Origin of the sequence: Neobacillus drentensis (assembly GCF_036966985.1) — a bacterium.
Lineage (GTDB): Bacteria > Bacillota > Bacilli > Bacillales > Cytobacillaceae > Neobacillus > Neobacillus drentensis_E.
On sequence record NZ_JBALSN010000032.1, the window covers coordinates 17,044 to 39,447 of the forward strand.

The 22,404-nt window shown below is 43.3% G+C and carries 21 protein-coding genes; all 21 read right to left on the minus strand.

The genetic code is table 11. From position 1 onward, the window contains the following. Positions 1–259: 259 nt before the first annotated feature. Positions 260–1,210 carry a thioredoxin-disulfide reductase gene (gene trxB, locus V7659_RS02145; protein WP_335537815.1) on the minus strand — a complete coding sequence of 317 codons (951 nt, stop codon included), beginning with the start codon at positions 1,208–1,210 and terminating at the stop codon, positions 260–262. 95 nt (positions 1,211–1,305) lie between these two features. Further along, entirely contained in the window at positions 1,306–2,799 is a 1,494-nt protein-coding gene (locus V7659_RS02150; protein ID WP_335537816.1) for a tetratricopeptide repeat protein, read from the minus strand. A 274-nt stretch (positions 2,800–3,073) separates the two neighbouring features. Further along, complete coding sequence (hisIE, locus tag V7659_RS02155; RefSeq protein ID WP_335537817.1) at positions 3,074–3,691, minus strand: bifunctional phosphoribosyl-AMP cyclohydrolase/phosphoribosyl-ATP diphosphatase HisIE; 618 nt, start codon at positions 3,689–3,691, stop codon at positions 3,074–3,076. After that, complete coding sequence (gene hisF, locus V7659_RS02160; RefSeq protein ID WP_335537818.1) at positions 3,688–4,449, minus strand: imidazole glycerol phosphate synthase subunit HisF; 762 nt, start codon at positions 4,447–4,449, stop codon at positions 3,688–3,690. The genes hisIE and hisF overlap by 4 nt, the downstream gene beginning before the upstream one ends. After that, positions 4,446–5,171 carry a 1-(5-phosphoribosyl)-5-[(5-phosphoribosylamino)methylideneamino]imidazole-4-carboxamide isomerase gene (hisA, locus tag V7659_RS02165; protein ID WP_335537820.1) on the minus strand — a complete coding sequence of 242 codons (726 nt, stop codon included), beginning with the start codon at positions 5,169–5,171 and terminating at the stop codon, positions 4,446–4,448. Before hisA ends, hisF begins: the two co-directional genes overlap by 4 nt. Next, positions 5,168–5,794: an imidazole glycerol phosphate synthase subunit HisH gene (gene hisH / locus V7659_RS02170; RefSeq protein ID WP_335537822.1), complete on the minus strand. Its 627-nt coding sequence runs from the start codon at positions 5,792–5,794 to the stop codon at positions 5,168–5,170. The genes hisA and hisH overlap by 4 nt, the downstream gene beginning before the upstream one ends. A 100-nt stretch (positions 5,795–5,894) precedes the next feature. Next, complete coding sequence (gene hisB, locus V7659_RS02175; protein WP_335537823.1) at positions 5,895–6,482, minus strand: imidazoleglycerol-phosphate dehydratase HisB; 588 nt, start codon at positions 6,480–6,482, stop codon at positions 5,895–5,897. Positions 6,483–6,520: 38 nt separating this feature from the next. Further along, the gene (gene hisD / locus V7659_RS02180; protein ID WP_335537825.1) at positions 6,521–7,801 is read right to left on the minus strand and encodes a histidinol dehydrogenase; all 1,281 of its coding nucleotides are present in this window, start codon (positions 7,799–7,801) and stop codon (positions 6,521–6,523) included. 1 nt (position 7,802) lies between these two features. Further along, on the minus strand, positions 7,803–8,441 hold the full coding sequence (hisG, locus tag V7659_RS02185) for an ATP phosphoribosyltransferase (protein WP_335537827.1): 639 nt from the start codon (positions 8,439–8,441) through the stop codon (positions 7,803–7,805). Continuing rightward, on the minus strand, positions 8,434–9,606 hold the full coding sequence (locus V7659_RS02190; RefSeq protein ID WP_335537828.1) for an ATP phosphoribosyltransferase regulatory subunit: 1,173 nt from the start codon (positions 9,604–9,606) through the stop codon (positions 8,434–8,436). Before V7659_RS02190 ends, hisG begins: the two co-directional genes overlap by 8 nt. A 334-nt stretch (positions 9,607–9,940) precedes the next feature. After that, positions 9,941–10,474, minus strand: coding sequence for an acyltransferase (locus tag V7659_RS02195; RefSeq protein ID WP_335537830.1), 534 nt, complete (start codon positions 10,472–10,474; stop codon positions 9,941–9,943). 5 nt (positions 10,475–10,479) lie between these two features. After that, positions 10,480–11,124 (minus strand): pyrophosphatase PpaX, encoded by a 645-nt coding sequence (ppaX, locus tag V7659_RS02200; protein WP_335537831.1) that lies wholly within the window; start codon positions 11,122–11,124, stop codon positions 10,480–10,482. Between the two features lie 25 nt (positions 11,125–11,149). Beyond that, positions 11,150–11,968, minus strand: coding sequence for a prolipoprotein diacylglyceryl transferase (lgt, locus tag V7659_RS02205; protein WP_335537832.1), 819 nt, complete (start codon positions 11,966–11,968; stop codon positions 11,150–11,152). A 20-nt stretch (positions 11,969–11,988) separates the two neighbouring features. Beyond that, positions 11,989–12,915, minus strand: a complete 927-nt coding sequence (gene hprK, locus V7659_RS02210) for an HPr(Ser) kinase/phosphatase (protein ID WP_335537833.1) — start codon at positions 12,913–12,915, stop codon at positions 11,989–11,991. A gap of 178 nt (positions 12,916–13,093) precedes the next feature. Beyond that, positions 13,094–13,459: a phage holin family protein gene (locus tag V7659_RS02215; protein WP_335537834.1), complete on the minus strand. Its 366-nt coding sequence runs from the start codon at positions 13,457–13,459 to the stop codon at positions 13,094–13,096. Between the two features lie 20 nt (positions 13,460–13,479). After that, entirely contained in the window at positions 13,480–14,586 is a 1,107-nt protein-coding gene (locus tag V7659_RS02220) for a DUF4097 domain-containing protein (protein WP_335537835.1), read from the minus strand. Positions 14,587–14,931: 345 nt separating this feature from the next. Beyond that, positions 14,932–17,805 (minus strand): excinuclease ABC subunit UvrA, encoded by a 2,874-nt coding sequence (gene uvrA / locus V7659_RS02225; RefSeq protein ID WP_335537836.1) that lies wholly within the window; start codon positions 17,803–17,805, stop codon positions 14,932–14,934. A gap of 7 nt (positions 17,806–17,812) precedes the next feature. Next, a complete protein-coding gene (gene uvrB, locus V7659_RS02230; RefSeq protein ID WP_335537837.1) occupies positions 17,813–19,792 on the minus strand; it encodes an excinuclease ABC subunit UvrB in 1,980 nt (659 codons plus the stop codon). Positions 19,793–19,999: 207 nt separating this feature from the next. After that, positions 20,000–20,239: a CsbA family protein gene (locus V7659_RS02235; protein ID WP_335537838.1), complete on the minus strand. Its 240-nt coding sequence runs from the start codon at positions 20,237–20,239 to the stop codon at positions 20,000–20,002. Positions 20,240–20,341: 102 nt separating this feature from the next. After that, a complete protein-coding gene (gene panF, locus V7659_RS02240) occupies positions 20,342–21,793 on the minus strand; it encodes a sodium/pantothenate symporter (RefSeq protein ID WP_335537839.1) in 1,452 nt (483 codons plus the stop codon). Beyond that, a complete protein-coding gene (locus V7659_RS02245) occupies positions 21,790–22,074 on the minus strand; it encodes a YhdT family protein (RefSeq protein ID WP_335537840.1) in 285 nt (94 codons plus the stop codon). Before V7659_RS02245 ends, panF begins: the two co-directional genes overlap by 4 nt. Positions 22,075–22,404 lie beyond the last annotated feature (330 nt).

Sequence of the window (22,404 nt, forward strand, 5' to 3'; positions counted from 1 at the left end):
ATTATACTATTTTTAGGATACAGTCACAATGAATTCAAATTTGATATTTCTGTTAATATTTGTGCTTTGGAAAAATATAGAGGGATGAGCAGGTCTAGCTCAAAAAAATAGCACAGGCTACGGGCCTGTGCATGAAAGAAATATATTTTTAAAGGGGGTCAATTACTGTTTCTATCATACCGTAACTATATTGCACAATTGTTACAGAAGAATTAAAACAGAGTTACGTTTTTGTAAATACCCACCGCAATATTTCTTTTTAACTTTTTTGTTTCATTCCCTCTTTAAGTTCCTCAATATAATGCTGGGCGCTTTGGGCTGCAATACTGCCATCTCCAGTCGCTGTTACAATCTGGCGCAGTGTTTTTTCACGAATATCTCCTGCAGCATAAATTCCCGGTACCCTTGTCTCCATCCGGTCATTCGTTTCAATATATCCATTTTCATTAGTAATCCCAAGGCTTGTAAATGGTTTCGACAGCGGTACCATTCCGATGTAAATGAAAACCCCGTCAGCCGGTAATACTTGCTCTTCGCCATTTTCGGTCGAAACAAGTGTGACACTGCCTACTTTGCCATCTTTGTCATTAATGGACTTGATGGTGTGATTCCAAATAAAATCCACTTTTTCATTGGCAAAGGCACGATCTTGAAGAATTTTTTGAGCACGCAGTTCATTACGACGATGGACGATGGTTACCTTGGAAGCAAAGCGGGTTAAGTACACACCCTCTTCAACAGCCGAGTCCCCTCCGCCAATGACAAATAATTCTTTTCCTTTAAAGAAGGCTCCATCACAAACGGCACAATAGGATACACCACGGCCGCCCAGTTCTTTTTCACCTGGAACGCCAATTTTCTTATATTCTGCACCCGTTGTAATGATGACAGCGTAAGCTTTATATTGCTTTGAGCCCGCGACAACGATTTTATAGTCGCCATGGTCTTGGATTTCTTTGATATCGCCATATGCATATTCAGCACCAAATTTTTTCGCATGCTCGAACATCTTTGTTGATAAATCCGGTCCTAAAATACTTTCAAAACCTGGATAGTTTTCAACGTCTTCCGTATTGGCCATTTGTCCGCCCGGCATCCCGCGCTCAATCATTAATGTGGATAGGTTTGCTCTCGATGTATAAACAGCCGCAGTCATCCCCGCAGGGCCAGCACCGACAATAATAACGTCATAAATTTTTTCTTCTGACATTTTGTGGTCACTCCTTAAAAAAAATACGATTAAGTAAGATTATTGTTCCCTTACTTAATCGTATATAACAAATGTTTTATCGTCCACCAATATGCTTAATTCAAATAGTTATTCACTATTTTTACATATTTACCAATGGTTGCAGAGGAAATTCCATAACGATCGGCTACCTCTTGCTGGGAAACCTTTTCACTACGCAGTTTGTGCCAAATATACTCAACGGCGCCCGCCCAGGCACATTTATTTTTCAATTGGATCCTGTCTTTAGAAACTTCGACAAACACAGAGAACCACATCAAATATAAACCGGACTCTATGGTGCCAATTGGTTGAAAGGTTTCATAAAAGAGTTCGGCAACTTCTTGTGCATCGGCAGTCTTCGAAGGTTTTCCGGAACGAATCAACGAGATATATTCCTTTTCCAAAGACGTAAATTTTTGATTTTGAAGCAGCCGCTTGGAGGTGATGATTTCCTCCTTTTTACTCGAAACAGTCGTCAGGAAAAGGGCAAATAAGCGCTCCTCTACATAGTCGCTGTCCAGTTTTTGAAAAATTGAACCGGAAAGTTCTTCAAATCCGTTAGCAGTTGCATCTTCCTTGTTCCATGGTTCGGAGCCTTCCTTATCAGGATTAAGTTCTAACACTTTTTTCCAGATACTTTGCGCAAACGTTTCATTTCCTGTGAAATAGGCAGAATAGGAAAGCCAATAGTAAAACGGACTATCACCATCGAAGCCGTGCTTATATAGTTTTTTCAGCCATAAATAGGCTAGGTCATATTCTCCTACTAAAGCAAATGATGCCCCAAGTTTGAATTGCTGCTCACTTAAAAGCGGTTGAATTTTCTTTAAGATGTCAATCATCCCGGCAACATCTCTCACCTGCCCCTGATAATAGGCAAATACAAGCCTGTTACATAGGGCATGAAGGTTACCCGGATTCCGTTCTAATACCTCATCTATAATCGATTCCGCCTTTTTTGCCTTTCCTAAATAAAAATAGGCGAGCGCTAAGTTGTTATACGCAGACCAGTACTCTGGATAATCCTTGACAACATCTTTTAGCAGTTCAATTGCTTTTGGAAAGTATCCTGACTCAAGCAGGTCACGAGCCTGTTCTTGTTTAACGATAAGGTCATCCTGCTGATACAGATCATCCTCAAGATCTTCTGCTTCCAATGTAAGTACATCTAGTAAATCCTCAGTGTCCTCGCTAAAGTCACCATCTGGGTCTAGCTGTAAATACAGTTTGGCGTGATGATACGCATCTTTAAAAAATCCCATATGGGCATAATTATTGGCCAAAAAGTAATGGCATTCCACCATTTCTTGATCTAGTTCTTCAAGGATGAGGTGCAAGAGCCGGTTGGAATGTTCAAACTCGCCAAGTTCTGTTGACACAATCGCCAACTGGCATATAATCATCGGTTCACCCGGTTCAAGCTGCATCGCTCGCCCAAGATATTTTTTTGCCTTTATAAAATCACGGCGATGGTATGCCTTTAAACCCTTCGTGAAATAATATTCCCCCGTAGGAACAAATGTAAGTAGTTTTCCCATATGCTTTCTTGCTTTCGCGTCTTTACCCATGAAGTCCTCCACATTTTTAACATAACTAATGTAGTATACCACACTAGGGAGTTGTTCGAGAAGGGCTAGTATTGGGGGGAATTTCGGTTTAGTTAAGGGTGGGATAGTGAAATGGGAATGTTTTTACAATTTTTGTTGATTTAATCTTACTTTTGTAAAATTATCGGTGCGTTTTGTAAAATAAGTTCTCAGTTTTGAATAAATACAGCTTGTTTTGTAAAATTAGCCCTGAATTTTGTATAATTCTCAATTCCAAATAAAAAAACCGATCGATTTACGACCGGTCTTTGTGTCTTTCTTCTAAAGTTTTGAGTACTTCTTTGAAAGGAAGTCCTTGTTCGACCAGCAATACCTGCAAGTGATAAAGCAAATCAGCTACTTCCCAACGTAGTTCCTCAGCATCGCGGTTTTTCGCCGCAATAATTACTTCGGCCGCTTCTTCCCCGACTTTTTTCAAAATCTTATCGACGCCTTTTTCAAACAGATAGGTGGTGTAAGCTCCTTCTGGACGCTCCCGTTCGCGGTCAACTATGACTTTTTCAAGCGATTGTAAGATCTGGTAGTCTACCAGACTTGGAGTTCCGGTATAGCCCCGTTCTGAAAAACAACTTACCGCTCCAGTATGGCAAGCAGGACCTTTCGGATATACAAGGACTAATAACGCATCTTGGTCACAGTCATAATTCATGCTGACAACGGTCTGCGTATTACCGCTTGTTGCGCCTTTATGCCATAATTCCTTGCGAGATCGGCTGTAAAACCATGTTTCGCCCGTTTCAATCGTTTTGGCGAGCGATTCCTCATTCATATAAGCGAGCGTTAATACTTCTTTGGTTCCAGCATCCTGGATAATCGCAGGCACTAACCCTTTTTCATCAAATCGTACATTCATCGAACCGTCACTCCTTTTTCCCGTAAATAGCTTTTTACTTCATGAACGGATGTCTCTTTATAGTGAAAGATGGACGCAGCTAGCGCCGCATCTGCTTTTCCGGCTAAGAAGGCTTCCTCGAAATGTTCCGAATTCCCGGCCCCGCCTGAAGCAATGACAGGAATGGTTACTGCTTCGCTTACTGCCTTTGTGAGCTCCAGGTCAAATCCATTCTTCTCACCGTCACTATCCATGCTCGTTAGCAAAATTTCACCCGCACCCAAACGGGCAGCTTCTCTAGCCCACTCAACAACCAATTTGTCTGTCGGCGTTCTGCCGCCGTGCGTGTATACCCGCCAAGTCCCAACTTCTTCATCATATTTCGCATCAATTGCGACAACGATGCATTGCGAACCAAAGTAACTGGCACCTTCCTTGATCAGTTCCGGGTTAAGGACCGCCGCCGTGTTCAGCGACACCTTATCCGCACCGGCGCGCAAGATTCTTTTCATATCTTCCAACGCATTAATGCCACCGCCTACCGTAAACGGAATTGCCAACTCAGATGCGACGGCCTTTACGACTTCAACCATAGTTTTTCTGCCTTCAACAGATGCAGAGATATCTAGAAAAACAAGTTCGTCCGCTCCCTGCTCATCGTAAAAGCGTGCAAGTTCAACAGGATCGCCGGCATCGCGTAGTTGTACAAATTGGATCCCTTTGACCACTCGGCCATCTTTTACATCAAGGCATGGGATGATTCTTTTTGTTAGAGTCATCGGGAGCCACCCACTTTCAGGGCCTCTTTTAACGTGAAGCGGTTTTCATAAAGGGCTTTGCCGACGATTGCTCCTTGAATCCCTTGGGATGCAATTGCTTGTAAATCTGCGAGACTGCTCACCCCGCCAGAGGCAATCACATTTTTCCCCGTCACTTCAGCCATTTCACAAACAGCTGCAATATTAGGACCGGCTAGTGTTCCATCCGTAGCGATATCAGTAAAAATAAACGTCTCCGCCCCAGCTTCTGCAAAGCGCTTGCCGAGTTCGACAGCCTTTAGTTCTGAAGTATCTAGCCAACCGTGTGTCGCGACATAGCCGTTTTTGGCATCAATGCCAACTGCAATTTTCGTACCATATTTTTTGATCATATCGATGGCAAATTCAGGGTTTGAAACAGCAATACTGCCAATGATGACACGGTTTACACCATTCTCTAGATAGTGGAGGATATCCTCCTCCGAACGAATGCCACCGCCAATCTGAATATTTACATTTAACTTCTGCGCGGCTTCAATCACAAACCGGTCATTGACGCGCTTGCCATCCTTTGCCCCGTCAAGGTCCACCATGTGAATCCACTCGGAACCGTCTGCGGCAAAACTTTTGGCCATATCAAATGGAGAGTCGCCATAAATGGTTTCTTGATCGTAGTCCCCTTGGAGGAGTCGGACGCACTTGCCGCCGCGCATATCAATTGCTGGATAAATCGTTAAACTCATCGGATTGCCTTCCTTTCCTCCACCATTTGTAGAAAGTTTGCTAAAAGGGCCATGCCTAGCTTGCTGCTTTTTTCTGGATGAAATTGCATCCCAAATATATTATCTCTGCCCACAACCGCAGATACTTGTTCGTTATAATTGGCCTTTGCCAATAACACGTCAGAGTTGTCCGCATCCACATAATAGGAATGGACGAAATAAACGTAATCCTCTTCTAAGTTTTTTAATAGAGGGGATTCTTCGACAAATTCAAGCCGGTTCCAGCCCATATGCGGAACCTTGTAGGTCTGTCCTTCCGGTGTTTTTCCTGGAAAACGGCGGACACTTCCTGGCAACAATCCTAGCCCTTCCGTCGGTCCATTTTCCTCACTTCGTTCAAACAGCAATTGCATTCCTAGGCAAATACCAAGGAGCGGTTTACCTGATGCCGCAAATTCCTTAATCGTCTCTACTGGCAAACGCTCCATCGCATCCCGAAAAGAGCCTACACCCGGAAGAAGCAGGGCATCCGCAGCCAGCAACTTACCCTTATCAGCAGAAATAAAATACTCAGCACCGAGCCGCTCCAACGCCTTGCTAACACTAAACAGATTCCCCATTCCATAGTCAACAATGCCAATCATCTATAAAACATCCTTTCACGGTGCCTTTCATGGTGCCTGACACCTTAGTTATGTTTTTCACATGGTGCCTGACACCATTACACTACTTTCATCTAGAACACTAGAGCATTCCTTTGGTCGATGGAACGCCTTTGATGCGCGGATCGATGGTTGTTGCTTCGTCGAGGGCACGCCCGAGTGCTTTAAAAACGGCTTCGATCATATGGTGTGTATTTTTTCCATAATGGACGATGACATGAAGATTCATCCTGGCCTCGAGTGCTAGTTTCCATAGAAATTCATGAACGAGCTCGGTGTCAAATGTCCCTACTTTTTGTCCTGGGAACTCGGCACGCATTTCTAGATGTGGACGATTACTAAGGTCAACAACAACCTGTGCTAACGCTTCATCCATCGGTACAAAGGCATTTCCGTAGCGCTTAATACCGCGTTTGTCCCCCAATGCTTCGCGTAAGGCCTGTCCAAGACAAATACCGATGTCTTCTGTTGTATGGTGATCGTCGACTTCTGTATCCCCGTTGGCATTCAATGTCAAGTTGAATTGTCCGTGCTTTGTGAATAAATCAAGCATATGGGACATGAAAGGTACACCCGTTTCTAAATTAGACTGACCTTCACCATCTACATCTAATGTTAATTGAATTTGTGTTTCATTCGTGTTCCGTTCAATACTTGCGATTCTTTCCATGAAATAGGACCCCCTATATATTGTGCAGTACGATAATTTTATAATTTTCTGTCGTCTTTCAACCGGAATTCAACAGCCCGCGCGTGAGCCTCAAGCCCTTCCTTCCGGGCAAATTCAGCAATTTTAGCCCCATTCTCTACCATCGCCTTTTGGCTGTAGATGATCACGCTGGACTTCTTCTGGAAATCATCGACATTCAACGGACTAGAGAAGCGTGCGGTTCCGTTAGTCGGAAGAACATGATTAGGACCAGCGAAATAGTCGCCAACCGGTTCCGAACTATAACGGCCGATAAAAATGGCACCTGCATGTCGGATTTTCCCAAGCAGTTCAATCGCATTTTCTGTGATGATTTCTAGATGTTCAGGTGCTAATTGATTAACAGTTTCGATGGCATCTTCAATCGTATCGGTTATGTAAATGGCACCATAATCCGCAATTGAGCGTGAGGCGATGTCTTTTCGTGGCAGCAGCTCGAGTTGCTTTTCCACTTCCATGCTCACTGCCTCTGCCAGGACACTTGAAGGTGTCACCAAGACACTGCAGGCCCGCGGGTCATGTTCTGCCTGTGATAGCAGGTCTGCCGCTACCTCGTCCGCTCTTGCTGTTTCATCTGCCAAAATGGCAATTTCACTTGGGCCAGCAATCATATCAATGTCAACATCCCCGAAAACCTCTCGTTTTGCCAACGCAACATATATATTTCCTGGACCGGTAATTTTATCAACCGAGGAAATCGATTCGGTTCCATAGGCAAGGGCAGCAATAGCTTGGGCCCCGCCCACTTTATAAATTTCCTCGACGCCCGCTTCCTTGGCTGCAACAAGTACCGTTGCCGGTAATTGCCCTTGATCGTCTGGCGGCGACACCATCACGATTCGTTTCACACCAGCTACTTTCGCTGGAAGAACGTTCATAAGAACGGATGAAGGATAAGCTGCTGTTCCGCCAGGCACATATACCCCAACCGAATCAAGCGGCGTAATTTTTTGACCTAGAACGGTACCATTTTCCTCAGTCGTCATCCATGAAGGCCGCAGCTGCTTTTCATGAAACGAGCGAATATTTTCCGCTGCTTCCCGGACAATTGAGAGAAAACTTTCATCTACCTGCGCGTAGGCTTTCTCTATTTCTTTTTCAGTGACGGAAAAAGAAGATAAGTGTACACGGTCGAATTTCTCGGTATATTCCCGCAACGCTTCATCACCAAGTGTGCGAATCGCTGCGATAATTTCTTTGACCACGGTTACCTGCTCGGAGGTACCTGACTCGATCGAACGCTTTAATGAAACGAGGTCATTTACTTTTACTATTTTCATTTTAATCTTCCTCCAAAGAGACGACTTTACAAAGCCTTGTTACCAGTTCGTCAATCTTCGTGTCCTTGATGCGGTAACTGACGGGATTAACGATCAAACGGGACGTAACATCCACAATTCTCTCATATTCAACGAGACCATTTTCCCTCATCGTCCGGCCAGTCGAAACAATATCGACAATCCGGTCCGATAAACCAATGATCGGAGCAAGTTCAATGGAACCGTTTAATTTGATAATTTCCACTTGTTCTCCCTGCTCACGAAAATAGGCTTCAGCCACATTCGGGTATTTAGTTGCTACCCTTGGCGCCACATCATTCATTTTTGTGTTTGGAAGGCCTGCAACCGCTAAATAGCAAGCACTAATTCGTAAATCGAGGAGCTCGTAAACATCACGCTCTTCCTCAAGCATGACATCCTTACCTGCGATACCGATATCGGCAACCCCATGCTCAACATAGGTTGGAACATCTGTCGGTTTCGCCAAAATAAAGCGCAGCCCCTCATTTTCAACCTCGATGATTAATTTACGTGAATCATCAAATTCGGGCGGAAGCTCGTAACCAGCTTTTCTAAGCAGTTCAACCGCTTCTTCAAAAATCCGACCTTTCGGCATAGCAATCGTTAAAATATTATTCATCGGCGCGCCCTCCGAGTAAGTAGGTAGTATCCGCAAATTTCTTTGTATAGGCATCAAGGTTTTTGACGCCATTAATATCCTGAAGCACGGTCCGCTTACCTTCTTCATGCATCTGTTCAGCTAATTGAAAGGCTTCCTTCCGGCGTTCCTGACTGAAAAAGATGCAGGTTACTGCGTTTTCGAGGTCGATGTTGCCTAGGGCCTCTAAAAGTCGGTCAAGGTGCACCGCGAACCCAGTGGCACTTGCATTTTTTCCAAACTTCTCTATTAAGCTGTAGCGGCCGCCATTACCGATGGGGAAGCCGACATTCCCCGCGTAGACTTCAAACAATATCCCAGAATAGTAGCTCATATGGCTGACGATGGTAAAATCAAATTTCACTTGATCCTCTACCCCATAGTCGTTCAGACAATCCCATAGTTCCTTTAACTGCAGAAGAGCAAGCTTCCCTTGTTCATTTTCAATTAAATCAAATGCCTTACCGATTACTTCGATTCCTCCCCTTAAGTCGAGGAATTGAAGTAGTCTTTGCTTATCAATCGATGATAGCGATAAGGAGTTCACATGCTCACGGTAGCCGACATAATTTTTTTCATATAAAAATCTTCGTAACGAATTAGCCCGGTCGTCAGTCCCAAGGATTTGTAAAAATAATTCCTGGGCAAAACCAATATGACCAATCGATACTTGAAACTGTGATAATCCTGATTTTTTTAAAGACGAAATAAGCAAGGCAATAACCTCGCCATCGCACGAAACGGTTTCGTCATTTAGGAATTCCACACCGATTTGTTCAAATTCAGCGGGACGGCCGCCTTCACGCTGCTGAGCGCGGAACACGTTAGCGGAATAGGCTAACCTTAATGGCATATCATCCTGCAAAAGTTTTGACGCTGCAACTCTGGCGATTGGTGCTGTCATATCAGGTCGTAAAACCAGTGTATGCCCTTGTTTGTCGAGCAATCGGAACAACTGAGCATCTTGAATGGCCGATGCCGATCCAACTGTTTCATAGTATTCCAGTGTTGGTGTTTCAATAAATTGGCAGCCCCAAAGTTTGATGGTATCTTCCATTAAAGTGCGGACACGGTGTTTTTTTTCATACAACTCTGGCAGCGTATCTCTCATGCCTAAAGGCTTTTCAAACATAAACAAGCGACTCATCCTGCTCATCCTTTATTTTAGATTACGTTATTTTAAAATTTTCTAAATGCTTTAGTCTGCTAATGTGATAATGAATTAAAGTAGTTTTAGTTTACCCTTAGAAAAACTATTCGTCAATGAAAAAATCTGAAACTTTTGTGAGTGGGATTCCGCCAATCTGTGGTAGGATTCCGCCGAACCTTGGCTTATATCCGCCAACCTAGTGAGGAATTCCGCCAAATTGAGACCGAATTCCGCCAAGTTTCTGAATTTTTCCGCGAAATGACATTTTAATAGTTAGTTTACTACAAAAAAGCCTGGTTGCGAAAACCAGACTTAAAAAGATTGTACTATATTATTTTTTCCTCCCATAAATTGAATCATCGGCCCATCGCTCGGCCAATTCTTCCTTTGTATAAATGACCCGCATTGGATTGCCGCCAACAAACGCCCCTGGAGGAACATCTTTATGGACAAGGGTCCCAGCTGAGACGATGGCTCCATCCCCGATCGTAATCCCTGGAAGAATGGTGGAGTTCGCGCCAATCATCACTTCACTGCCAATCACAACAGGACCCAGCCGGTATTCTTTAATTAAATATTCATGGGCAAGGATGGTCGTGTTGTATCCAATCACCGTATTACGGCCAACACTGATTTTTTCGGGAAACATCACATCAAGCATGACCATTAATGCGAAGGATGTTTGCTCGCCCACCTTAAGCCCGAGAAACACCCGATACAGCCAATTTTTCATCCCCAAAAATGGCGTATAGCGGGCTAATTGAATGACAATAAAATTTTTGACAACCTTCCAAAAAGGCACTGTTTTGTAGACGTGCCATAAAGAGTTCGCCCCTTCAACCGGGTAGCGGGTGGTATTCCTCATCTTTCTCACTCTCCGAGGATCGGTAATAGGTCAGCCATGTTCTCTAGAATATAGTCGGGTTCATATTTGGCAATATACTCTCTGCCTTTAATAGACCAGGCACAACCGGCCGTTACGGTACCAGCATTTTTTCCTGCTAAAATATCGTGATAATTATCACCGACCATCATCGTCTCTTCCGGAGTAGAATCCAGCTGTTCCAGTGCCTTAAAAATAGGCTCAGGATCTGGCTTTGTCTTACTGACATGATCGTATGCAACAATGACTTCGAAAAAAGCATCCAGGTTCATCAGGTGAAGCCCCTTCATCGTCACATCATGACGTTTGGTTGTGACGATCCCCAATTTGTAGCCCTTTTCTTTTAAAGTCCGCACAGTTTCCAAGACCCCAGCAAATTCCCTCACCAAGTTATCATGGTTACTGATGTTAAAGTCACGATATTCTAAAATCATTTCTTCCACGCGGTCTGGATCAATGGTGCCAAAAGCTTCATGGAGCGTCGGCCCCATAAACGGCAATACATCCTCACGCTTGTACTTGTTTGGATAATATTTATCCAATGTATGTAAGTAGGATGAAATAATTAATTCATTTGTATCAATTAAAGTCCCATCTAAATCAAAAAGAACGGTCGTTATTTTGTTAGTCATTGGTTGCTTCCTTTCTTTCACACGGTTAACTATTTTCTTGATCTAAATATCGCTTGTCTGTCAATTGTTTCGTGCGGCGATAGATAAGAATGGCCAGGGCTCCCACCACTAATGCAATCGAAATCGTTTGCGCCATCCGGAGGCTGCCAAGCATTAAACTATCGGTTCGCAGACCTTCAATGAAGAAGCGTCCAACTGAATACCAAATCACATACGTAAGGAACATCTCCCCGCGGCGGAAATTGACGCGGCGAAGAAATAATAATAAGAAAAAGCCTGCAAAGTCCCAGAGCGATTCATAAAGGAATGTTGGGTGATAATACGTCCCATTAATATACATTTGATTAATAATAAATTCCGGTAAATGCAAGTTTTCAAGAAATGCTCTGGTTACTTCCCCTCCATGCGCTTCTTGGTTCATGAAATTTCCCCAACGGCCAATCGCTTGTCCAAGAATAATACTTGGTGCTGCAATATCGGCAATTTTCCAAAAAGATATCCCTCGCTTTTTGGCAAATACATAAGTGGTCAGTACGGAGCCAATCAGGGCACCATGGATAGCGATCCCGCCATTCCAAATTTGCGGGATATCCGCCGGATGATTGACATAATACTTCCATTCAAAAATGACATAATAGATACGTGCAGAAATGATTGCAATAGGAATGGCCCATAGCATTAAGTCTGCAAACGTGTCTTTCTCTAATCCTCTGCGATTTCCTTCCCTGATGGCAAGGTACAAGGCAAGAGCCAAACCTGAGCCAATAATAATCCCATACCAATGCACCGAAATCGGTCCCAGTGAAAAGGCAATCGGATTTAGCGGTTGAATAGTTTCGTTCATCTATCTATCTCCTCTTCCCCTTAAATCTCGTCATGATCCCCGTCTTCGATCACATCGGACAGACGCTCAGTAAATTGCTGCGCCGCATTCACACCCATTCTTTTTAGACGGAAATTCATTGCTGCCACTTCGATAATAACAGCCAGGTTTCGGCCTGGACGAACAGGGATTGTCAGCTTTGGAACATCTGTGTCAATGATTCTCATTTTTTCTTCATCTAACCCAAGGCGGTCATATTGCTTTTTCGAGTCCCAAATTTCTAAATTCATCACAAGAGTAATACGTTTATTACTGCGAACGGCACCAGCTCCGAATAGAGTCATCACATTGATTATCCCTAAGCCGCGGATTTCGAGTAAATGCTCGATTAAATCGGGGGAAGATCCGACTAATGTATCCTGGTCTTCCTGACGAATTTCAACGCAATCATCCGCCACAAGCCTGTGACCGCGCTTGACCAATTCTAAGGCCGTTTCACTTTTACCGACGCCGCTTTTTCCGGTAATTAATACGCCAATCCCATACACATCGACCAATACGCCATGGACAGCAGTAGTAGGTGCCAGCTTGCTTTCTAGGTAATTCGTCAGGCGGCTGGAAAAACGGGTAGTCTTCATGCCCACTCGTAAAACTGGAACGGATTCACGTTCGGACGCTTCAATCAGCTCTATTGGTACCTCGATATCTCGAGTGACAATAATCGCTGGAGTGATATCGGTGCATAAANNTGAAACTCGTTCAGCCTCGGTCAGCATTCCAAAAAAGGAAAGTTCGGTTTTTCCTAATAGCTGAATTCGTTCAGCTGGATAAAATTCAAAATATCCGGCTATTTCAATTCCAGGGCGCGATATGTCACTCATGGTGATGGGGCGGTTAATTCCCTCTTCGCCGCTAATTAATTCAAGTTTAAACTTCTCGACTATATCTTTGGTACGTACTTTTGGCAAGAATCTTCCTCCTCAATCGGATTAAGTTTATTCTAAAAATTCCATTTCCACTTATTTTAGCATTTTTTATTAAATTACCATACTTTCATGTCTAAAAAATTAGAATGCTTCCACTTGGGTATTTCTACCATATAAACAGGGTGCCCACTTTTTAAAGCGAGCACCCTGGTATTCAATATTAATCCTTGGATTTCCTTGCAGGTTGGAGCAGTGTCTTTTGAATAATCAAGTTTACGAATGACATAAGTACAGCGAAAAAGAGGGCCATCCCAAAACCAGAAATCTCAAAGGCTTCTCCCATCAAATAATCCGTCAGCTCTAGCGTAATTGCATTAATGACTAATAGGAACAACCCCAACGTTACAATTGTTACTGGCAAAGTAAACAGAATCAGGATCGGTCGTACCAAAACATTTAAGATGGACAATAAAATGCTTGCCTGAAGTGCGGCCATAAATCCTGTTAATTGAAAGCTTTCGTGAAAATAACCCGCTAGTGCCATAAACAACACCGCATTAATCAAACACCCAATCAGCCATCTCATTTTTCGGCATCTCCTAGTAATTATTCTTGTGATTTGTGAATTGTAATTGAACCCGTTTTTGTGTCTGCATAGATTTTCATCATTTTATCAGGATAATTTATCGATTTGAAGCGAAGCGATTTTTGAATCATTTCGCTCTTTTCCTCAAGCACTTGAACACCGACGAGTTCCACATTAAAACCGCCGAGATTCGTCTTCAATTCCCCATTTACTGGCAAATTATCTGGGATATAGAGGTCGATTCCACCAGTTGTCGCTTTTACTTGAATCAACTCGGTGCGACTTCCGCTGAGATTGCAACTGATATTCCCGTTAAAGGACTGCGTTCCCACCCTTTTAAAATCACCATCGAGTTTAATCGCACCGTTAATGGTCTCCGCTTCGAGATCGTCGAACAAACTGCTGATAATATTAATCTTCCCGTTTGCCGTTTCAACTTCTCCTTTATTGCCATGAACTCGGTCGAGGTTTATTTTTCCATTAGCGGTTTTGACCCTTAGGTCAGCGACATTGATATCTTCTCCATTGACGGCGCCATTAAAGATTCTGATGCGCATACGGTCATACTGAGCTTTTGGCACAAAAATGGTTGAGTCTACCTTCATCCATTTTTGCTGCGTCATAAAACGTAATTTTTGATTCTCAACTGAAAAAATAGTATCTCTTAAAAAGTTCTGCCTTGCTTGGTCTGAGTTTTCAACCCGAAATACCTTCGCTTGACATTCAATTCTCACATCCGGTTGGTCCCAAGCCGCCATTTTAACCGAACCATTCGCCACGTCAATATCGACTTCTTTCAGGTCAGCATCTCCCTGGTGAAAAATATGGGAGATCTCAACGGATTGACCGAAGTTCAAATCAAAATCAAAATCTTTGATTTTTTTCAAGGCAGAATCGACAAAATCAAAAATCTTTACCTTTGTCGATTGGAATTTCGCCTGGAATGGATCTTCTTTCTTGGCCTCCTCGAAATTTACCACTGTAGAGAGTTCATTCACAATTTCCTCCTGCTTCTGCTCCATCGTTTGTTGTGCTTTTTCTAATTCATCCAGCAAGGTGACAGCATCCTCGACGGTCAATTTTCCTTCTTCAACCATTTTTAATATCCGAACTTTTTCCTCTTTCATAATTACCCACCCCAGCATCAAAAATTTGTGTCACTTTATGCTTATTCAGAAATGATTACTATTATCCTTTATCTATTATTTACGAAAAAGGGAGCTAATTAGTTTCGTAGTTTTTTAATTAGGAACAAGCAGAAATATTTTGAAACAGGGTGTCGGGGGGATTCCGCCGATTCGAGCTGGAATTTCGCCAACTTGAAGTGGATTTCCGCCAAACTTTCAATTTATTTCGCCAAACTCGGAACGGATTCCGCCGATTGGCACCATAATTCCGCCAATGACAAAATCACAGACTTTCCTTAACCGAAAAAGGCCATAAAAAAAGAGCCTAAGGCTCTTTTTTTCTACTTATGCTTTTATGGCACTCTTATCTTCAATTTGCTGTTTCATCCGGAGGCGGTCACGCTCAAGGATTGGCTTTAAGTATTTACCAGTATATGATTCAGGGACTTCTGCGACTTTTTCTGGTGTTCCAGTTGCGACGATTGTTCCGCCTTTATCTCCGCCTTCAGGTCCTAGGTCGACAAGGTAATCGGCCGCCTTAATGACATCGAGGTTATGCTCAATCACAAGAACCGTGTCACCATTTTCAACTAAGCGCTGCAATACAACGAGCAAACGGGAAATATCATCGACATGAAGACCCGTTGTTGGTTCATCTAGAATATAGAAGGATTTTCCTGACGACCGGCGGTGTAATTCTGAAGCCAATTTGACACGCTGGGCTTCCCCACCTGACAGGGTAGTTGCCGGCTGACCCAGTTTAATATAGCCAAGGCCGACATCCAAGATAGTTTGAAGCTTACGGCTGATTTTCGGAATGTTTTCGAAAAATTCAACGGCCGCTTCCACGGTCATATCGAGAATGTCAGAAATGTTCTTCCCTTTGTACTTCACTTCTAACGTTTCTCGGTTATAGCGCTTCCCATGGCAGATTTCGCATGGTACATACACATCAGGTAAGAAGTGCATTTCGATTTTGATGATTCCATCGCCACGGCATGCCTCACAGCGGCCGCCCTTCACATTAAAACTAAAGCGTCCCTTTTTATAACCGCGGACCTTCGCCTCGTTTGTGTTGGCAAACACATCACGAACATCATCAAAAACACCCGTATAGGTAGCCGGGTTCGAGCGCGGTGTTCTTCCAATTGGCGATTGATCAATGTCGATGACTTTCTCTAAATAATCAATGCCTTTAATACTCTTATGTTCACCAGGCTTTGTTTTTGCATGATGAAGCTTTTGCGCCAATGATTTATGTAAGATCTCGTTAATGAGAGTACTCTTCCCAGAACCAGATACACCCGTAATCGCAATAAACATTCCTAACGGCAGCTTCACATTGACATTTTTTAAATTGTTTTCCGATGCGCCTTTGATTTCAATAAAGCGGCCATCCGGCTTGCGGCGTTCTAAGGGCAGCGGGATAAACTTCTTCCCGGACAAGTATTGGCCCGTCAATGAATTGGGATCTGCCATGACTTCGGCAGGTGTTCCCGCAGAAACGATTTCCCCGCCATGAACCCCGGCACCCGGACCGATATCAATAAGGTAATCGGCCGCAATCATCGTGTCCTCATCATGCTCAACCACAATCAAGGTGTTGCCGATATCGCGCATGTTTTGCAGGGTTCCAATTAAACGGTCATTATCCCGTTGATGCAATCCAATCGACGGTTCATCTAAGATATATAAGACACCGGTTAAACGGGAACCAATTTGTGTGGCTAAGCGAATCCGCTGGGCCTCCCCACCTGACAGCGTACCAGCAGTCCGACTCAGTGTTAAATAATCGAGACCGACATTAATTAAGAAGCCAAGCCGCTCACTGATTTCGTTGAAAATCAGTTTGGCAATTTGCATTTCTTTTTCAGAAAGCATTAATCCTGCGAAAAATTGATTGGCCTCTTCAATCGAAAGGTCGGTGATTTGGGCAATATGGCGGCCATTAATAAGGACGGCTAACGTTTCTTTTTTCAGACGATAGCCCTTACAGGTTGGACAGGGCTTTTGACCCATATATTTTTCCATTTGCTCGCGGATATAATCGGAGCTCGTCTCTTTGTACCGACGCTCCACATTGCGGATGACACCCTCAAATTCAATATTCCCCTCACGGACTTGGCCAAAATCATTTTCATAGCGGAAATAGATTTTTTCACGACCGCCGCCATAAAGGACTTTTTCCAAAAGGTGTTCCGGGATATCCTTCACAGGGATATTCATATCTACTCCGAAATGATCACATACTGCCTCAAGCAACTGTGGATAGTACTGTGAACTAGTTGGTTCCCACGGCGCAATCGCATGCTCCTTCAGTGTCAAGTCGCGATTGGGGATGACAAGTTCCACATCGACTTCGAGTTTAGAACCAAGTCCGTCACATTCAGGGCAGGCACCAAATGGACTGTTGAAGGAAAACATTCGTGGTTCTAGTTCTCCAATCGAAAAGCCACAGTGCGGGCAGGCATGATTTTCACTAAACAACAATTCTTCCTGACCGATCACATCGACAATGACTTTTCCTTCGCCTAGTTTTAGTGCTGTCTCGAGAGAATCAGCAATCCGCGCTGAAACCCCTTCCTTGACGACAATCCGGTCAATAATGACTTCAATCGAATGTTTTTTATTTTTCTCTAACTCAATCTCATCACCAAGATCGAGCATTTCCCCATCGACACGAACGCGGACAAATCCTTGCTTCTTAATATCTTCGAGCACCTTCACATGCGATCCTTTCCGGCCTGACACCACCGGGGCAAGAATTTGCATTTTGGTCCGCTCCGGGTATTCTAAAATCCGGTCAACCATCTGTTCAATCGTTTGTGAGGAGATTTCAATCCCATGGATCGGACATGTTGGATGTCCCACCCTTGCAAATAATAACCGTAAATAATCATAGATTTCTGTCACCGTACCGACCGTCGAACGGGGGTTACGGCTTGTTGTTTTTTGATCGATGGAGATTGCCGGGGAGAGACCCTCAATTGCATCAACATCCGGTTTATCCATCTGGCCAAGAAATTGCCGTGCGTAGGCAGATAGGGATTCGACATAACGTCTTTGCCCTTCGGCATAAATCGTATCAAAGGCAAGTGAGGACTTTCCAGATCCAGAAAGTCCCGTTAAGACAACAAGCTTATCTCTCGGAATGGTGACATCGATATTTTTCAAATTGTGGGCTCGGGCGCCTTTCACAATCAGTTTTTCCATTGCCATTGTTACGTCATCCTTCCGCTTTCAATTCCAAAATTAAATCACGAAGCTCCGCAGCCCTTTCAAAATTAAGCGCTTTGGCTTCGACTTTCATTTCTTTTTCCATTGTGGCAATTAATTTTTCTCTTTCTTTCTTGTTCATCTTACTAAATGATGCCGCTGGTTTGTAATCTTCCTGCTCCTCAGCAGCATGAGTAGCACGGATGACGTCACGGATATCTTTTTGAATTGTCATTGGGACGATTCCGTGCTTTTGGTTGTACTCTTCTTGGATGGCACGGCGGCGTCTAGTTTCAGTTATCGCTAATTCCATGGAATTCGTGATCTTGTCTGCATACATGATGACATGTCCCTGAGCATTCCGGGCGGCACGCCCAATCGTTTGGATTAACGAACGTTCCGAACGAAGGAAGCCTTCTTTGTCGGCATCAAGGATCGCAATCAGAGAAACCTCAGGAATGTCAAGGCCTTCCCGAAGCAGGTTAATCCCAATGAGAACATCATATTTACCGAGACGCAGTTCCCGAATAATTTCAATCCGTTCGAGCGTCTTAATCTCAGAATGCAGGTATTGAACTTTAATGCCGATTTCCTTCAGGTAATCCGTTAGATCTTCGGACATTTTTTTCGTCAAGGTGGTTACAAGGACACGTTCATTTCTCCGTACCCGTTCGTGAATTTCACCAATTAAGTCATCAATCTGCCCCTCAATTGGACGAACCTCAATCGTAGGGTCTAAGAGTCCTGTCGGGCGGATAATTTGTGAGACCATTACCGGTGTATGTTCCAGCTCGTACGGTCCAGGTGTGGCCGAAACATAGATGATATTGTGGATATGCTTTTCGAACTCATCGAACATTAACGGCCGGTTATCAAGCGCTGATGGCAGACGAAAGCCGTGATCCACAAGAACCTGTTTCCGTGCTTTATCCCCGTTAAACATACCTCTCACTTGCGGCAAAGTAACATGTGACTCGTCAATCACCATCAAAAAGTCTTTTGGAAAATAATCCAGCAGAGTATATGGAGTGGAGCCCGCTTCTCTTAAGGTTAAATGGCGAGAGTAGTTTTCAATCCCTGAGCAAAAGCCCATTTCCCGCATCATTTCCAGGTCATAGCGTGTCCTTTGTTCGAGCCGTTGGGCTTCGAGTAATTTATTGTCCTCGCGAAGTTCTTCGAGGCGTACTTCTAGTTCTTTTTCAATATTTTCAATGGCTATTCTTAGCTTTTCTTCCCGTGTAACGAAGTGGGAGGCTGGGAAAATGGCGACATGCTCCCGTTCACCCATAATCTCTCCTGTGAGCGCATCAACCTCGCGAATCCGATCGATCTCATCACCAAAAAACTCGACACGAAGGCAATGCTCGTCACGAGAAGCAGGGAAAATCTCAACAACATCCCCGCGAACACGGAAGGTGCCACGCTTGAAATCGATATCATTCCGATCATATTGGATATCGACTAGACGACGTAATAATTGATTACGCTCTATTTCCATTCCGGTTCGAAGCGATAACACCATTTCTCGATATTCTTCCGGAGAACCCAAACCATAAATACAAGACACTGAGGCAATCACTATAACATCTTTCCGTTCGAAGAGAGAAGATGTCGCCGAGTGCCGTAATTTATCAATTTCATCATTAATACTTGCATCTTTTTCAATGAATGTATCGGTCTGTGGTACGTAAGCCTCTGGCTGAAAGTAATCATAGTAACTGACAAAATATTCAACCGCATTGTTTGGAAAAAATTCTTTAAACTCGCTGTATAGCTGTCCAGCCAGGGTTTTGTTGTGTGCGATGATGAGTGTTGGTTTATTTACTTCTTTAATCACATTTGAAATCGTAAATGTTTTACCCGTACCTGTCGCACCAAGCAATGTCTGTTCTTTTTTATTCTTCTTGATCCCGTCAACTAATTGACTGATCGCCTCCGGCTGGTCACCTTGGGGCGAGTATTTTGACACTAATTCAAATTGATCCTTCACGAAAAATTCCCTCCCGTAAAATCAATTACTTTTCAGCATATGTACCTTAATAATGGACCGGGATGGTGCTGGAAAGTGTATCCTCTAAAATTCATATTAACATTCTACCACATTCCCCTAAAAACAAACCAATAATATGCGAACGAATATTCGATTTCATTAAAAAAGCCTGCCATTTTACTGACAGACTTTTAATAGTTTCAATTCTTAGGTCTTATTCAATGCCTTCTGCTTCATTTTTTCAGCCATCCAAAAACCGGCAGTTAACGAGAAAGCATCCACTACGATCAACATAAACGTATTGGTATAACCTTTATATACCGAAGTGGCAATTAAAGCCACGGTCAAGATGAGCCCAATCACTCGGTTGTAGGTGACCCGTGTAAAAAGCAAGACGAGCAGCCCTGGAAGAATAAGCGCTGAGAAATATCGAATAACCGTTTCCAATGAGTACACCTCATTTAATTAATGACTTTTATTTATTCTAGAAATTAATTCACAAAATTGCAACAAAAAGAATAGATGAACTTCGATTCCAAAGTTCTTCACTTATTTTTCCATACTCACATGCATTTTCCCTTCTTTTGGCTGAGTAAAAAGACTAGTTACTACAAATCCAACAAGTGAAAGTAGGATCGGGAAGACAACGGTGTGAAAACCCAATGGATTTGGATAAAGTTGATCCAATAAAATGTATGATCCCATCCCTAAAATCATCGAAGTGATGGCCCCGTATTTATTGCCCCTACTCCAATATAAGCCTAAAACCACCGGCCAAATAAAGACCGACTCAAGCCCTCCAAAGGAAAACAGATTCAACCAAACAATCAAATCTGGCGGGCTTAAGGAGAACAAAATGACAATAATTCCGATAATTGCAGTTACACTAAAACTAACCTTTTTCACAAGATCGTTCCCTGCATCCGGCTTGATGTAATTTAAATAGACATCTTTTACTAAAGCAGAGCTAACCAGAATCAATAAAGCGTCCACAGTCGACATAATGGCAGCCATTGGAGCAGCCAGAACAATGCCTGCAGCATATGGCGGCAGTACTTTCATCGATAACATCGGCATAACGGTATCCCCAATTTTCACTCCTGGCAGAACGGGTCTGGCGAACACGCCAATAAGATGCATTCCAAGCATGATAAAACCGACGACAAAGGTTCCAATAATAATCGCACTATGCATCGCCTTTGAATTTTTATATGACATCGCTCGGACGGCAATTTGCGGCAAGCCGACAACACCAATACCTACCAAAATCCAAAAAGAGGAAACGAAGGTTGGTGTCAAACTGCGCTCTGCTCCAAATGGACTGATTAAATTAGGATTTTCAGCGGCTAGATCTGAGATGATCCTTGGGATTCCTCCCCCAGCTTTAATCGTTGCGATTAAAAGGATTAATGTTCCCCCAAACATCACGACACCTTGGATGGTATCTGTAATGGCAACCGCTCGAAAGCCGCCGACAATAACAAAGACGAGAACCGAAAAGGCAAAGATTAGTAGAGCTGTCGTGTAGGGTAAGCCTGTTAAACTTTCTACCAAACGAGCTCCGCCAATCCATTGCGCGGTCATCGATGAAAATAGAAAGATGATAATGCTAGCTGCTGACATCAACACAACTGCTTTACTTTTGTACCGCTCTTTTAAAAAGTCAATCAAGGTGATTGCTTTGTATTGACGAGAAATAATCGCAAACTTTTTGCCTAGGACCATTAATGTAAAATATCCAGTGGCTAATTGGGCCATGGCCAGTAGGACCCAGCCTAATCCTTGCGTATAAGCGATACCTGGACCTCCGATGAAACTGCTGGCACTGCCATAAGTCGCTACCATCGTCATCGCCAGGATGAAACCGCCCATTTGTCGTTCCCCTAAAAAGTACTCCTCTAAGAATGAATGAGATTTAATAACAAATTTGTTTGACCACATGCCAACGGCAAAGATAATGAATAAGAAAATTAAAAGTGGAGTAATGACAGCCCAATTCATTTGATTTCCCCCTTTTCCTCGTCAAAGGGAACATCCATGAATAGTACCTTTACCGTAAAAATAACGAGAATAACCATAACAATAAAACCTACGATACAACTATAAAAAAACCAAGCAGGCAAACCCCATATGTATGTGTAATTTTCTACTTTGGTTGAACCGAGGCCATAGGCAAAGCCGTACCACCAAAGAAAATTAATCAAAACAAGGATTATTCCAATCACAGCTTCCCTGTGCGCAATTTTGAAACGCTTGTCCCGCGGATAACCACTTTTCTTCATTGTCTTCCTCCTAGCTGAAAACTCACTCTGTCATATTCAGGTTATTTTTAACCAATAAAGAAAAAATAACCAACCTAATCCTAGCCGAAAAAGAAAAAATGAGCAAAGGAAAAAACCTATCCCCTTGTGTATAGGTTCTCGCAGTACAAAATGTGCAAGCGTTAGTTTATCGACGCATAAGCTGGAGGGCTCAAAAAACTATGAAGGACAAAACTCGGTCAGGAAGCAAGTATAATGTCTTTCGGAAGAGTTCCGATGGACAAAACTCGGTCGGGATGCAAGTAAATTGTCTTTCGGAAGAGTTCCGATGGACAAAACTCAGTCGGGAAG